At 38.0% G+C, this 14,708-nt stretch carries 12 protein-coding genes; all 12 read right to left on the bottom strand.

Features of this window, described 5'->3' with window-relative positions:
• Positions 1-199: 199 nt before the first annotated feature.
• Positions 200-991, bottom strand: a complete 792-nt coding sequence (locus V514_RS0115990) for an HAD family hydrolase (RefSeq protein WP_029500869.1) — start codon at positions 989-991, stop codon at positions 200-202.
• 134 nt (positions 992-1,125) lie between these two features.
• Positions 1,126-2,757 (bottom strand): peptide ABC transporter substrate-binding protein, encoded by a 1,632-nt coding sequence (locus tag V514_RS0115985; RefSeq protein ID WP_029500868.1) that lies wholly within the window; start codon positions 2,755-2,757, stop codon positions 1,126-1,128.
• Between the two features lie 199 nt (positions 2,758-2,956).
• A complete protein-coding gene (locus V514_RS0115980; protein WP_029500867.1) occupies positions 2,957-3,874 on the bottom strand; it encodes an ABC transporter ATP-binding protein in 918 nt (305 codons plus the stop codon).
• 1 nt (position 3,875) lies between these two features.
• Positions 3,876-4,955, bottom strand: coding sequence for an ABC transporter ATP-binding protein (locus tag V514_RS0115975; protein WP_029500866.1), 1,080 nt, complete (start codon positions 4,953-4,955; stop codon positions 3,876-3,878).
• 11 nt (positions 4,956-4,966) lie between these two features.
• Positions 4,967-5,884: an ABC transporter permease gene (locus V514_RS0115970; RefSeq protein WP_029500865.1), complete on the bottom strand. Its 918-nt coding sequence runs from the start codon at positions 5,882-5,884 to the stop codon at positions 4,967-4,969.
• Positions 5,881-6,813, bottom strand: coding sequence for an ABC transporter permease (locus V514_RS0115965; RefSeq protein ID WP_029500864.1), 933 nt, complete (start codon positions 6,811-6,813; stop codon positions 5,881-5,883). Before V514_RS0115965 ends, V514_RS0115970 begins: the two co-directional genes overlap by 4 nt.
• 195 nt (positions 6,814-7,008) lie before the next feature.
• Positions 7,009-8,652: a peptide ABC transporter substrate-binding protein gene (locus tag V514_RS0115960; protein ID WP_029500863.1), complete on the bottom strand. Its 1,644-nt coding sequence runs from the start codon at positions 8,650-8,652 to the stop codon at positions 7,009-7,011.
• Positions 8,653-8,934: 282 nt separating this feature from the next.
• Positions 8,935-9,834 carry an ABC transporter ATP-binding protein gene (locus V514_RS0115955; protein WP_029500862.1) on the bottom strand — a complete coding sequence of 300 codons (900 nt, stop codon included), beginning with the start codon at positions 9,832-9,834 and terminating at the stop codon, positions 8,935-8,937.
• 1 nt (position 9,835) lies between these two features.
• Complete coding sequence (locus tag V514_RS0115950; protein WP_029500861.1) at positions 9,836-10,915, bottom strand: ABC transporter ATP-binding protein; 1,080 nt, start codon at positions 10,913-10,915, stop codon at positions 9,836-9,838.
• A gap of 20 nt (positions 10,916-10,935) precedes the next feature.
• On the bottom strand, positions 10,936-11,871 hold the full coding sequence (locus tag V514_RS0115945; RefSeq protein WP_029500860.1) for an ABC transporter permease: 936 nt from the start codon (positions 11,869-11,871) through the stop codon (positions 10,936-10,938).
• A complete protein-coding gene (locus tag V514_RS0115940) occupies positions 11,871-12,800 on the bottom strand; it encodes an ABC transporter permease (protein WP_029500859.1) in 930 nt (309 codons plus the stop codon). Before V514_RS0115940 ends, V514_RS0115945 begins: the two co-directional genes overlap by 1 nt.
• An 86-nt stretch (positions 12,801-12,886) precedes the next feature.
• Positions 12,887-14,515, bottom strand: coding sequence for a peptide ABC transporter substrate-binding protein (locus tag V514_RS0115935; RefSeq protein WP_029500858.1), 1,629 nt, complete (start codon positions 14,513-14,515; stop codon positions 12,887-12,889).
• Positions 14,516-14,708 lie beyond the last annotated feature (193 nt).

The raw sequence follows: 14,708 nt of genomic DNA, 5'->3' as shown, positions 1-14,708 counted from the left end.
TTTGTGTCTTAAATTATAAAAGAGCGCATTTGTAAAATGCGCTCACTCGAAACTAACTATAGAATAATCGATAAACTACAATCGCGATTGTTAACAACATAGCAATAATAGCAGTAGATGCTTTTTTGTTTTTCTTGTTAGGCATCGCTCCCACTCCTTTTCTATTCGTTTAGAACGTTCAAAGTAGGCACTAGGTTCATTATAGTGATTCGATTAGTGGTTTTAATTTTGTTAAAGTATCAATTTCATATGTTGGTGCTACAACATCGCTTGGTGCTTTATCTTCACGATTAATCCATACGTTGCGCATGTTGACACGAGATGACCCTAAAATATCAGTCATTAAGTTATCGCCGACCATGATACATTCTTCTTCATTACCATCTGCAAATGTTAACACATGTTCAAAGATTGAAGCGTCTGGTTTCCCAATTCCAAAATCACCAGAAATAATGATTTTATCAAAATATGGAACTAACTCAGGTGTAATTTCTAATTTTTTATTTTGCAAACTTGGCGCACCATTTGTTAAAAGAATTAATTGATAGCGTTCTTTTAAATCATCTAATACTTGATATGTTTCGTCATATAAGCACGGGCTTGCAATACGATTTTCCACAAATTTTTCACCTAGCTCTTGACCGAAAGCAGCATCATCAATGCCATATTCTTTTAGGCCTGCTGTCCATGAGTCTGCGCGATACGTTGGTACGATTGCCTTCATTTTTTGGAAATCCTCTGTTGGATCATCAAAATGTCCCCATAAACCTTCAAATGGGTTGATACCAATTTGCACCGTATAATCATATGTTTCATAGCCTTCATAAAGTGCGCGTGCTGCGTTACGAACATACTCTTCTAATGTTGCCGATTCAATCTGAGGATATTTTTGTGCTGCTTGTGCACACGTTTTCGCAAAGGCATCTGCGATACTTTTTTTATCCCATAAAAGCGTGTCGTCTAAGTCAAAAATTACGGTTTTAATTGCCATTAAAGCCAGCTCCTTTAAGCATTATGTATATCTTTATCGTACCACAATTCCACATGTAGAAGTCTGAAATTTCAAAGAATGCTAAAATTCTGTACATAAAAAAGAGCATGCTGTTATAGCATGCTCGGTTGTGTTTATTTCTCTACTGAAACCCATTTTAAATCGATGAAGCCCATTAAATTAGGATCCATATTTTTCACATAGTCTTTTTTCACATACGTTGTTGTGTAGTAGTATACAGGGATAACTGGGAATTGTTTCATCGCAATATCCTCCGCTTGTTGTAAATATGCTAAGCGTTTTTCCGTATCTGTTTCTTTGACGATTTTACCCATTAATTTTTTGTATTCCGGGTCTTCCCAACCTGTATCATTATTGCCATTATCAGCTGATGTAAACATCTCTAAGAATGTGTACGGATCATTGAAATCGGCAATCCAACCTTGACGACCAAGGTCATATTCTTTTGCACTTAGTTTGTCTAAGTACACTTGCCATTCAGAGTTATCGATAGCTACTTCGATACCTAAGTTTTTGTGCCAGCCTTCTTGAATGTATTGAGCAATTGCAGCATGCGCTTCAGACGTATTGATTGAGATACCAATTTTAATGTCTTTTGCATCTTTAATGCCTAATTCTTTCATACCTTCAGCTAATGCTTTTTTCGCGCCTTCAATATCGTTATCTTTAAAGTATGCTTTTTCGTCATAATTTTGAATCGCTGGTGGCACCATACCTAATGCTGGTTTTTGGTCTGCCTTTAACACGTTATCAATTAGGCCTTGACGGTTGATCGATAGCGCTAATGCTTTACGAATATTGGCATTATCAACATATTTTGCTGTCGTATTTACTTTGTACCAATATTCTGCTGCAAAGTCTTTTACTTGTAATGACTTATCCTTTTTGTAACCTTCGATTGCATCAAGTGGAATCGCTTGGAAGTCGCCACCGATGAAATCGATGTCTCCGTTTGTAAACATACGATTTGCTGTTGCTTGTGATTCAATCATTTGAATATTGACATTGTCTAAAGAAACATTGTCTTTATCCCAATAGCTATCACTTTTCGCTAAAACGATTTTGTCGTTATGTTTCCACTCAGAAAGTTCAAACGCACCGTTTGTTACAAAATCAGCACTTGCATCCGCAAACCATTTATCGTTTTTCTCAACGACTTTATGATTTACCGGCATATATGTGTAGAATGCTGTTAATTCTAAGAAGTAAGGTGTTGGGTTTGTTAATGTTACTTTTAACGTTTTATCGTCAACAACTTCGATTCCGACATCTTCCACTTTCCCTTTACCTTCGTTGAAATCTTGCGCCCCTCTAATTGCATATAAAATAGATGAATACTCTGAGGCATTTTTTGGATCCAATGCCCATTTCCATGCATATGCGAAATCTTCTGCAACGACTGCATCACCATTTGACCATTTCGCATCGCGTAATTTGAATGTATATGTAAGTTTATCATCACTTACTTGTACATCTTCTGCTGCCGCATTTTCTGGTTTACCGTCTTTCCCAACACGTGTTAAACCTTCAAATACGTTTTTAATGACTGTTCCTGATGTTGCATCTGTCGCCATTTGTGGATTTAATGTTGGTGGCTCAGACATGATTGATACGTTTAGTTCTTGTGCTTTTTCTCCACTTTCCTTTTTACTAGAATCTTCTTTTGAATCTCCACCAAAATTACAAGCAGCTAAGACACTCATAATAAGGACTAGCAATAATAAAGGTAATAAGCGTTTCTTCATGTTGTCATCCCCTTTGTTTTTAGAAAATAGTTAATTTTCTAAAAAATTATAACCCTAAAAGTATTTTACCATAAATATCTAGTTCTGCAATATACTGATTTTCGATTCATTTATTCATCTAATAACAGGGGCCCATATACTTATTTCTATTCAAAAAAATCAACCTATGCAAAATGCACAGGTTGATGTCCCTTTAAAGTTATTGTAATTTAACTTTTTTACCGGTGTACCAACGACTAATCTGTTCATCTGTGCCATAAACAAAGTGTCCTTCAAACACTTCATGAACAGTTGGCTCACCACCTACTTCTTCATCTTTATACGGAATACGTTGGCGCGTTGCTTCTGATAATGGATCCGGTAATGGAATGGCTGATAATAATGACTTCGTATATGGATGTACCGGATAATTGTAAATATCCTCCGAAGTACCAATTTCAACAAGCTTTCCATGATGCATCACCGCAATACGATCTGAAATGTATTTCACCATCGACAAATCATGCGCGATAAATAAATACGTTAAATTACGTTCCTTTTGTAGCTGCTTTAATAAATTAACGACCTGTGCTTGAATCGATACATCTAGCGCCGAAATCGGTTCATCGGCAATAATAAACGATGGTTCTAAACTTAGCGCACGTGCAATGCCAATCCGCTGACGTTGCCCACCTGAAAACTCATGCGCATAGCGGTTCGCATGTTCGCGATTTAGCCCAACCGCTTCTAGTAGCATACCGACACGCTCACGACGCTCTTTTTTATTTTTATACATGCCATGAATTTCAAAGCCTTCAGAAATAATCTCGCCAGCTGTCATACGTGGATTGAGCGATGCATAGGGATCTTGGAAAATCATTTGCATTTCCTTATTAAAGCTACGCAGTTCTTTGGCAGACATTTTATCTTGGACATTGCGACCATTAAATGTAATCTCCCCACCTGTAATATTATACAAACGAATAATCGAACGCCCTGTTGTTGATTTACCTGAACCAGATTCTCCAACAAGACCCAATGTTTCTCCTTTGTAAACATCAAAGCTAATACCATCAACTGCCTTAATCGAACCGAAGTGTTGCTTCAAATCTTTCACTTCTAAAATCTTTTCCGCCATACTAGTCGCCACCCTTTCCAAGTTCGCTGCCTACTTCATCATTTTTCTCTAAATAGCCTTCGATTCGCTTGCGCACTGCCTCTGGTATTGGTACATGCGGTGCATCAGGATGCAATAACCACGTTTTTGCAAAATGCGTTTCACTCACTTGAAACATTGGTGGCTCCTGCTCATAATCAATTGCGAGTGCAAATTCATTGCGCGCCGCAAACGCATCCCCTTTTGGTGGATGAATTAAATCCGGCGGTGAGCCTGGAATCGTACGCAACAATTCATCGGCCTCGTTATCGAGATCTGGCATCGAACCTAATAGCCCCCATGTATAAGGGTGTTTAGGATTGTAGAAAATTTCATTGGCGGTGCCATATTCAACAATTTGTCCTGCATACATAACCGCTACGGTATCAGCCACATTTGCTACAACGCCCAAATCATGCGTAATAAAAATAATCGACGTCTCACTCGTGCGCTGAATTTGCTTCATCAACTCTAAAATCTGTGCTTGAATCGTGACATCAAGTGCTGTTGTCGGCTCATCGGCGATTAAAATTTTAGGCTCTGCTGCAAGCGCAATCGCAATTACAACACGCTGGCGCATCCCACCTGAAAATTCATGTGGATGTTGCTTAAAACGCTGTTCGGGAAATGGAATTCCTACTTCAGTAAGTAATTCAATTGCGCGTTTTTTTGCCTCTGCCTTTGAAGCTTTTTTATTATGCTTTAAAATAACTTCCATAATTTGCTTCCCAACACGCATCGTCGGATTAAGCGCCGTCATCGGATCTTGGAAAATCATCGCGATATCATTACCACGAATTTTCGTCATTTCCTTTTCCGTTGCTGTGACTAAATTTTTACCATTAAATAAGATTTCACCTTCTGCATAAATGGCTGGCGGCTGCGGTATCAATTTCATAATGGCATTACTTGTTACCGACTTTCCCGAACCTGATTCACCTACGATTGCAAGCGTTTTTCCTTTTTCAAGCGAAAAATTAACCCCGCGTACGGCTTGGACAAGGCCCGCATACGTTTTAAAGTTTATTTTTAAATTATTGACTTCTAAAATCGTTTCACCCATTGTCGTCACCTCTATTTTCGTAGTTTTGGATCGAGCGCATCACGAAGGCCATCGCCGACTGCATTAAATGCAAAAATTGTTATGGAAATCAAAACTGCCGGGAAAATCAAACGCCACGGCGCTGTATCAATCGCATTGTTACCATCTGATGCCATTGTACCCCAAGAAGCCATTGGTTGTGGCACCCCTAAACCTAAGAAGCTTAAAAAGGCTTCGGTAAAAATAGCGCTTGGAATCGTTAATGTCATCGTTACTAAAATAGCACCTAATGCATTCGGAATTAAATGCTTCGAAATGATATGAGCTGTCGAAGCTCCAAGTGTACGTGCTGCTAAGACATATTCTTGATTTTTGATTGATAATACTTCACCACGTACAATACGCGCCATGTTGACCCAACCGGTAATCGATAATGCGATAATGATGGGCACTAAACCTGGTTTTAACACAACTAGCAAAATAATAACTACTAAAAGATATGGCACAGCTGTTAACACATCGGCAATACGCATCATAATATCATCAACACGACCACCAACAAGCCCTGAAACCGAACCCCATAATACACCGATAATTAAATCAATGACAGCTGCTGTAATACCAATAAATAGAGAAATTCTAGCGCCATACCATACGCGTGTAAAAACATCTCGACCGAGGTCATCTGTACCAAACCAGTTTTTTGCAGATGGCGGACCGTTGTAAACACCCAGTTGTTGACTATACGTGTACGGTGAAAATATCGGCACAAAAATTGCCATTATTGCAACAATAATTAAAATAATAATGCCTACGATAGCAAGCTTATTGTGACCAAAGCGTAGCCACACTTCCTTCCAAAATGATACGGATTTTGCAGCGAGCTGATCAGTTGCCGCATGATTTCCGCCAACAATATTAAACTTCTCTTTTGGGATTTGTTGTGTCATGCTTTTTTGCCTCCTCTGAGCTTGATGCGTGGATCAATAAATCCGTATAAAATATCAACAATTAGCACCGCAAGTAGCAGAATGATTGAGTAGAATACCGTCGTACCCATAATAACGGTGTAGTCGCGGTTCGTAATACTCGTAACAAAGTACTTCCCTAGTCCGGGGATAGCAAAGATTTGCTCGACAATGAAACTCCCCGTAATAACACCGGCAAATAATGGTGCTAAATATGTGACAACCGGTAGTAAGGCATTACGCAATGAGTGTTTGAATAACACGCCCCACTTTGATAATCCTTTTGAACGTGCCATTTTGACATATTCACTATTGTTTTGTTCAAGCATTGACGAACGTACAAGTTTTGCAATAAAGCCCATATGCGTCACCGCAATAGCCGTCGCTGGCAAAATACTATATATAAAGCCATTCCATCCACTTATTGGGAATAGCTGTAATTTTAGTCCAAGGAAATATTGCAAAAGCCCAGCTAAAATAAACGATGGAACAGATATACCGAGGACTGCTATCGTCGTGACGACATAATCGACACCCCGATTGTGATACAGAGCTGCAACTGAGCCAAACAATACGCCGAGTCCGACTGCTAAAATCATCGCTTCAACGCCAAGTGTCAACGATATTGGGAAACTTTCTGCAATCATGTCATTTGTTGAGCGCCCTTTATATTTCATCGACTCACCAAAATCTAATTGAGCTGTTGATATTAAATAATCCTTATATTGTATATACCATGGATTATCGAGCCCATACTCTGCATTTAATTGTGCCTCAATTTCTGGTGGGAAGCTTTTCTCGGATGCAAATGGACTACCAGGAGCTAAACGCATGAGGAAGAATGTAATCGTAATAATGAGAAACAGTGCGATAAATATATACACAAACCGCTTCAGAATATACTTAAGCATAAAAACCCTCCATTCTATTGTACGTCAGCCATTGTCTATTCAATGACCGGTTCCCGTTGGCTAGTGCGACAACTACTTCGACAATCTATACCACAAATCTATAGATTTCATGTCCTATTTTAGAAATAATAAAAGCTGCTCATAATCAATGATTATAAACAGCTTTGTCAGTGTGATTATGTGTTACTCATAATCTTATTTTTCAATATCTACTTCTTTCAAGCTAATGTTACCAAGTTTATCTGGTGCCATGTTTTTCACGTAATCTTTTGCTACGTATTCGTTAGAATAGAAGTAAATTGGAATAACAGGCATTTCATCCATCAGGATTTTTTGACCGTCTTTTAAATATTCCATACGTTTTTCTTCATCTGTTTCTTTTACAGCTTTAGTCATTAAATCTTTGTATTCTTTGTTTTCCCAGCCAGTATCGTTGTTACCGTTTTTAGCTGTGTCATAACGCTCTAAGAATGAGTAAGCATCGTTGTAGTCAGCAATCCAACCCATACGACCAACTTGGTAATCTAGAGCCGAAACTTTATCTAAATACACTTGCCACTCAGCATTATCGATTGTTGTTTCGATACGTAAGTTTTTCTTCCACCCTTCTTGAATGAATTGCGCAATTGAAGCGTGGCCTTCATCTGTGTTGATTGAAATCGCGATTTTTAATTCAGAAGCATCTTTAAGACCTAATTCTTTAAGACCCTTTTCAAGGTATTTTTTCGCTTCTGCTGTGTTGTTACCTTCGAATAAGTTGTTATCATTTTCAAATCCTGCGATAGCTACAGGAACATCCGCCATTGCTGGTGTTTGACTACCTTTTAACACGTTTTTAATTAACGCTTCGCGGTCGATTGACATCGCTAACGCTTTACGAATGTTAACGTTTTTCGTTGGACCTTCAGTTGTGTTTAATTTGTACTCATACACAGCTGCGTATGGTTGAGATTTTAAAACACCTTGGTCTTTGTACGTGTTCATTTTATCTAAAGATATAACGTTGTACGGAGAGCCTAGATAATCTAAGTTTCCGCTATCAAACTCACGGTTTGCTGTTGCTGATGATTCAATCATTTTTACATTTACTGTTGATAACGCTACATTGTCTTTATCCCAGTAATCTTCGTTTTTCTTTAAAGTAATTGAGTCGTTATGTTTCCATTCATCTAATGTAAATGGACCGTTTGTTACATATTTATCGCCTGCTTCAGAGAACCAGTTTTTATTGTCTTTAACTACTTTTTCATTTACAGGCATGTACGTGTAGAATGCCGTTAATTCTAAGAAGTATGGTGTTGGGTTTTCAAGTGTTACTTCTAACGTTTTATCATCTACTACTTTAATGCCTAAATCTTCTACTTTACCTTTACCTTCATTGTACACTTGAGCGCCTTTGATTGGGTATAAGATTGATGCATACTCAGAGGCATTTTTTGGATCTAATGCCCATTTCCAAGCGTAAGCGAAATCGCCTGCTACTACAGGATCACCATTTGTCCATTTTGCATCACGAAGTTTGAATGTATAAGTTAATTTATCGTCGCTAACTTTTACCTCTTCTGCTGCTGCGTTTTGAATTTCCCCTTTATTGTCCACGCGTGTTAAACCTTCAAACGTATTTCGGATGATAGAACCTGAAGTACTATCTGTCGCCTTTTGCGGGTTTAATGATGGTGGTTCTGTAGCGATTGATAAATTCAACGTTTTGTCAGCTGAATTATCGCCACCTGATGATTTGTCGCCATCTGACTTGTCATCGCTGCCACCAAAACCACAAGCTGCAAGAACAAGCATTAATGATGCTAATAAAACAAGTAATGAGAACTTTTTCTTCATTGTTATCCCCCTTATCTATTTCACACATTTTTCCGTTACCACCTTAATCAGTAACTACCTATACTATACCAAAATTCTTTTCAGAAAAAAACAAATATATAAACTTTTCCGAAAATTATCTTAATTTAAACCATTTGAAGCTCTTTCATTCATTTCAACATTATTTAAGAATATTATGAATTCCGTAATATTTATACATAAAATTGTATTAAAAAAGCGTTCCAACAATTGTTAGAACGCTTTTTTTGACTATTAAATGAATACTTTATTTTCTAGTAAAAATTAATGTGTATACCATTCTTTCACTTGTGCATCCGTACCAAATACAAAATGTCCCGGGAATACTTCATGGCTTTTCGCATCATCACCGACTTCTTCATGCTCATATGGAATACGTGTGCGTGTTGCCTCTGAAATCGGATCCGGTAATGGAATCGCTGATAATAACGATTTTGTATACGGATGTACCGGATAATTGTAAATATCTTCAGCAGTACCTAGTTCAACAATTTTACCACGGCGCATTACGGCAATACGGTCTGAGATATATTTTACCATTGATAAATCATGCGCAATAAATAAGTACGTTAAACCACGTTCTTTTTGCAGTTGGCGTAATAAATTGACAACTTGCGCTTGAATCGATACATCAAGTGCCGAAATCGGCTCATCGGCAATAATAAATGATGGGTCCAAGCTTAATGCACGTGCAATTCCAATACGCTGACGTTGACCACCTGAGAATTCATGTGCATAGCGATTTGCGTGCTCACGATTTAACCCTACTGATTCCAACAACGTACCGATTTTTTCTTTACGTTCTTTTTTATTTTTATACATCCCATGAATATCAAATCCTTCTGCAATGATTTCACCAGCAGTCATACGAGGGTTTAATGACGCATATGGATCTTGGAAAATCATTTGCATCTCTTTGTTAAATTGCTTTAACTCTTTTTTTGATTTTTTTCCGTGGATATTTTTCCCTTGGAATGTAATCTCCCCATCTGTAATATCATACAGGCGAATAATTGAACGACCAGTTGTCGATTTACCACAGCCAGATTCTCCTACAAGACCGAGTGTTTCACCTTCATAAACATCGAAGCTGATACCATCTACGGCTTTGATTGAACCGAAATGCTGTTTTAAATTTTTAACTTCTAAAATCTTTTCTGCCATTCTATTCACCAACCTTTCCTAAATCGATACCTGCTTCTTTATTTTTTTGAATATATCCTTCAATACGTTTGCGTACCGCTTCTGGCACCGGCACATTTGGCGCATCAGGATGTAATAACCATGTTTTTGCGAAATGTGTCGCGCTAACTTCAAACATTGGTGGGTCTTGTTCATAATCGATTTGCATTGCGTATTCATTACGCGCCGCAAATGCGTCCCCTTTTGGCGGGTGAATTAAATCCGGCGGCGAACCTGGAATCGTGCGTAATAATTGATCTGCATCGTTATCAAGGTCTGGCATTGAGCCAAGTAAACCCCACGTATATGGATGTTTTGGATTGTAGAAAATTTCATTCGCTGTACCATACTCGACAATTTGCCCCGCATACATAACAGCTACGCGGTCTGCAATATTAGCTACAACACCAAGGTCATGCGTAATAAAAATAATCGCCGTATTACTGGTACGTTGAATTTCCTTCATTAATTCGATGATTTGCGCTTGGATTGTTACATCAAGCGCCGTTGTTGGTTCATCGGCAATTAGTAGTTTTGGTTCTGCTGCAAGTGCAATGGCAATAACGATACGTTGGCGCATACCACCTGAAAATTCATGTGGATATTGCTTGAATCGTTGCTCTGGGAATGGAATACCCACTTGGTCAATCAATTCAATCGCACGTTTTTTTGCATCTGCTTTTGAAACATTTTTATTATGCTTTAAAATAACTTCCATGATTTGTTTCCCGATGCGCATCGTTGGATTGAGTGCTGTCATTGGATCTTGGAAAATCATCGCAATTTCATTACCGCGAATTTTTGTCATTTCTTTTTCAGTCATTGGCACGAGGTCACGACCATCAAATAAAATCTGGCCTTCTTCATAGATACCAGGTGGCTGAGGAATGAGTTTCATTAACGCATTACTTGTTACAGATTTCCCTGAACCTGATTCACCTACGATACAAAGTGTTTCGCCTTGTTTCACTTCAAAGTTTACGCCACGTACGGCTTGTACGATACCAGCATATGTTTTGAAGTTGATTTTTAAGTTTTTAACTTCTAATAAATTTTCACTCATTTTCTCACCTACTTTATTGTTTATTTACGAAGTTTTGGATCTAACGCATCGCGTAAACCATCGCCTACTGCGTTAAATGCAAAGATTGTCACCGAAATTAAAATCGCTGGGAAGATTAGACGCCACGGCGCAGTATCTAAAGCGTTGTTCCCGTCTGATGCCATCGTACCCCAAGAAGCCATTGGTTGTGGTACACCTAAGCCTAAATAACTTAAGAATGACTCTGTGAAGATAGCACTTGGAATTGTTAATGTCATTGTTACTAAAATAGCACCTAATGCATTTGGAACTAAATGTTTCATAATAATATGTGTTGTATTGGCACCTAATGTACGCGCTGCTAATACATATTCTCGACTCTTAATAGAAAGAACTTCACCACGTACGATACGGGCCATATTTACCCAACCTGTAATAGAAAGCGCGATGATCATTGGTAATAAACCTGGTTGTAATACAACTAAAAGAATAATTACAACTAAAAGGTACGGAACTGCCGTTAACACGTCGGCAATACGCATCATAATATCATCAACACGACCACCTGCAAGACCAGCAATAGAGCCCCATGCAACACCGATAATTAAATCAATAACGGCTGCTGATAAACCAATAAATAATGAAATTCGAGCACCGAACCATACACGTACGAAAATATCACGACCAAGGTCATCTGTACCGAACCAGTGTGCTGCTGAAGGAGGTGCATTGTAAACACCTAGTTGTTCACGATAGCTATACGGAGATAACCATGGGACGAAAATAGCCATTAACGCCACGATGATTAAAATAAAGAACCCAACAATCGCTAATTTATTGTGCATAAAACGTAGGCGCACTTCTTTCCAAAATGATACCGATTTTTCAGCTAATTGATCTGTTTTATCATGTTTACCACCGACAATTGTAAATTTATCTTTTGAAATTTTCGGTAAATTTTCATTTGATTGAGTCATTATTTTTTTCCTCCCTTCAGATTAATTCGTGGATCGATGAAGCCATAAATAATATCGACGATTAATACTGCGAATAATAAGATAATTGAGTAGAACACTGTCGTACCCATAATAACCGTATAGTCACGGTTTGTAATACTTGTTACGAAGTACTTACCTAAACCAGGAATCGCGAAGATTTGTTCGACGATGAAACTACCTGTGATAACCCCAGCAAATAGTGGTCCTAAGTAAGTAACTACCGGTAGAAGGGCATTTCGAAGGGTATGTTTGAAGACGGTCGTCCATTTACCAAGACCTTTCGCACGTGCCATCTTCACATATTCACTACTGTTTTGTTCAAGCATTGATGAACGAACAAGTTTGGCGATGAAGCCCATATGTGTGACGGCAATAGCAAAGGCCGGCATAATACTATAGATGAAACCGTTCCACCCACTAATTGGGAGAAGCTGCCATTTCAGACCTACGAAGTATTGCAAGAGACCTGCTAAAATAAAGGAAGGGACGGATATGCCGAGTACGGCGATTGTCGTACCGAGATAATCCGGGAATTTATTATGATACAACGCTGTCACAACACCGACTAAAACGCCGAGTCCGACTGCTAAAATCATCGCTTCAATACCAAGTGTTAACGAAATCGGGAAACTCTCGGCAATCATATCGTTTGTTGAGCGACCTTTGTATTTCATTGATTCACCAAAATCAAATTGTGCTGTTGATACTAAATAGTCCTTATATTGGATATACCAAGGATTGTCTAAACCATATTCTTCTTGTAGCGCTGCTTCAATTTCTGGCGGTAAGCTTTTTTCAGAAGCAAACGGGCTACCAGGGGCAATTCTCATTAAGAAGAATGTTAGTGTTACAATGACGAATAACGCAGCAACAATGTACATTAAACGTTTTAAAATAAATTTAATCATTCTTTCAGCCTCCTTAACCTCTTAATAATAGAATAAGAGGACTGCTAGGCTTAGCCTGCAGTCCATAAGTAAATCTAATAGGCGAATTATTTCGCGATTTTTACACCTTTAAGGTTGATGTTACCTAATACATCTGGCTCCATACCTGTGATGCCATCTTTCACTACGAATAATGAAGTGTAATCATAGATTGGTGCAGCTGGATAATCAGCCATAAATACAGCTTCTGCTTCTTGTAAAAGTGCTAGACGTTTTTCAACATCTGTTTCTTTTTGAGCTTTTGCCATTAATGCTTGATATTCTTTGCTTTCCCAACCAGTTTGGTTATTACCTGTGTCAGCTGTTGTGTAAAGATCTAAGAATGAAGTAGCATCGTTGTAGTCAGCTGTCCAACCCATACGCGCTACTTGGAAATCACCGTTATCAACTTTGTCTAAGTAAACTTGCCATTCAGAGTTATCAATTGTTACATTAATACCTAAGTTTTTGTGCCAGCCTTCTTGAACATATTGTGCGATTGCTGCGTGCGCTTCATCTGTGTTGATTGATAATTTAATGTCGATGTCAGAAGCATTTTTAATGCCAAGTTCTTTCATACCTTGAGCAAGTGCTTCTTTTGCACCTTTCATGTCATTATCTTTAAAGAATGTTTGTTGTGAATCCCAACCATTGATAGCCATTGGTACGATACCGTTAGCAGGTTTTTGTTCACCTTTTGTTACATTGTCAATTAAACCTTGACGGTCGATTGCTAATGTTAATGCTTTACGAATGTTTTCATTTTTCATTACGTCATCTTTTGTATTGAATTTGTATAAGTATACAGACGCAGTATCTGTGATTTGTAATGATTTATCTTTTTTGTATGTATCAATTTTATCAAGAGATACCGTTTGGAATGGCGCACCTAAGAAATCTAGGTCTCCATTTTGGAATAAGCGGTCAGCTGTTGCTGCTGATTCAACCATTGCTACATTGATTGTGTCTACATCTACGTTGCCTTTATCCCAGTAGTTATCAGATTTTGCTAATGTTACTGAGTCATTATGTTTCCATTCTTTTAATGCGTATGGTCCGTTTGTTACGTAGTCTTCACCAGCGTCTGCGTACCATTTGTCATTTTTCTCAGCCACTTTTTTGTTAATTGGCATGTAAGAATAGAATGCAGTTAATTCTAAGAAGTACGGTGTTGGATTGTTAAGTGTTACTTCTAATGTTTTATCATCAGTCGCTTTCACACCAACATCTTCAGCTTTACCTTTACCCATGTTGTAAGCTTCTGCGCCTTTAATAGCGTAGAAAATGTAAGAGTATTGAGCTGCATTTTTAGGTTCTAAAGCCCATTTCCAAGCGTATTCAAAATCGCCTGCTGTTACTTGGTCACCGTTTGACCATTTTGCGTCGTCACGTAATGTGAACGTATAAGTAAGTTTATCATCGCTAACTTTTACATCTTCTGCCATCGCATTTTCAACATTACCTTTATCATCTACACGAGTTAAACCTTCAAATACCCCGTTTAAGATTGATCCAGATTGTGTATCCGTTGCTAATTGCGGATGTAAGCTAGGTGGTTCTGAAGCGATTGATAGGTTCAATGTTTTGCCTTCTGATTTTGAATCTTCAGACTTTTCATCTCCGCCGCCAAAGCCGCATGCACCAAGCACTAATGTAAGAGCTGCGAGGATTGCTACCCATAAAAAGTTTTTTTTCATGTTGTTCCCCTCTAATACATATAAAATTTGCGTTATATTTATAACGTATTAATACTATATCAAACAAATAAATAGAAAGAAAGAAGTATTCCGAAAATTTTTAAATCCGAAACAATTTGTTCAATTTGGAACAGTTTATTTTTCTGTTTCAATTTACACAGTAAATGTATTTTTATTAAAAATTACTTATTAT

Origin of the sequence: Kurthia huakuii LAM0618 (genome assembly GCF_000505545.1) — a bacterium.
Lineage (GTDB): Bacteria > Bacillota > Bacilli > Bacillales_A > Planococcaceae > Kurthia > Kurthia huakuii.
This window is presented reverse-complemented; position numbering and strand designations above follow the sequence as displayed.

Bases quoted from the DNA above. Each gene is read 5' to 3' on its own strand.
- V514_RS0115990 (WP_029500869.1), bottom strand. From the start codon at position 991: ATGGCAATTAAAACCGTAATTTTTGACTTAGACGACACGCTTTTATGG.
- V514_RS0115985 (WP_029500868.1), bottom strand. From the start codon at position 2,757: ATGAAGAAACGCTTATTACCTTTATTATTGCTAGTCCTTATTATGAGT.
- V514_RS0115980 (WP_029500867.1), bottom strand. From the start codon at position 3,874: ATGGCGGAAAAGATTTTAGAAGTGAAAGATTTGAAGCAACACTTCGGT.
- V514_RS0115975 (WP_029500866.1), bottom strand. From the start codon at position 4,955: ATGGGTGAAACGATTTTAGAAGTCAATAATTTAAAAATAAACTTTAAA.
- V514_RS0115970 (WP_029500865.1), bottom strand. From the start codon at position 5,884: ATGACACAACAAATCCCAAAAGAGAAGTTTAATATTGTTGGCGGAAAT.
- V514_RS0115965 (WP_029500864.1), bottom strand. From the start codon at position 6,813: ATGCTTAAGTATATTCTGAAGCGGTTTGTGTATATATTTATCGCACTG.
- V514_RS0115960 (WP_029500863.1), bottom strand. From the start codon at position 8,652: ATGAAGAAAAAGTTCTCATTACTTGTTTTATTAGCATCATTAATGCTT.
- V514_RS0115955 (WP_029500862.1), bottom strand. From the start codon at position 9,834: ATGGCAGAAAAGATTTTAGAAGTTAAAAATTTAAAACAGCATTTCGGT.
- V514_RS0115950 (WP_029500861.1), bottom strand. From the start codon at position 10,915: ATGAGTGAAAATTTATTAGAAGTTAAAAACTTAAAAATCAACTTCAAA.
- V514_RS0115945 (WP_029500860.1), bottom strand. From the start codon at position 11,871: ATGACTCAATCAAATGAAAATTTACCGAAAATTTCAAAAGATAAATTT.
- V514_RS0115940 (WP_029500859.1), bottom strand. From the start codon at position 12,800: ATGATTAAATTTATTTTAAAACGTTTAATGTACATTGTTGCTGCGTTA.
- V514_RS0115935 (WP_029500858.1), bottom strand. From the start codon at position 14,515: ATGAAAAAAAACTTTTTATGGGTAGCAATCCTCGCAGCTCTTACATTA.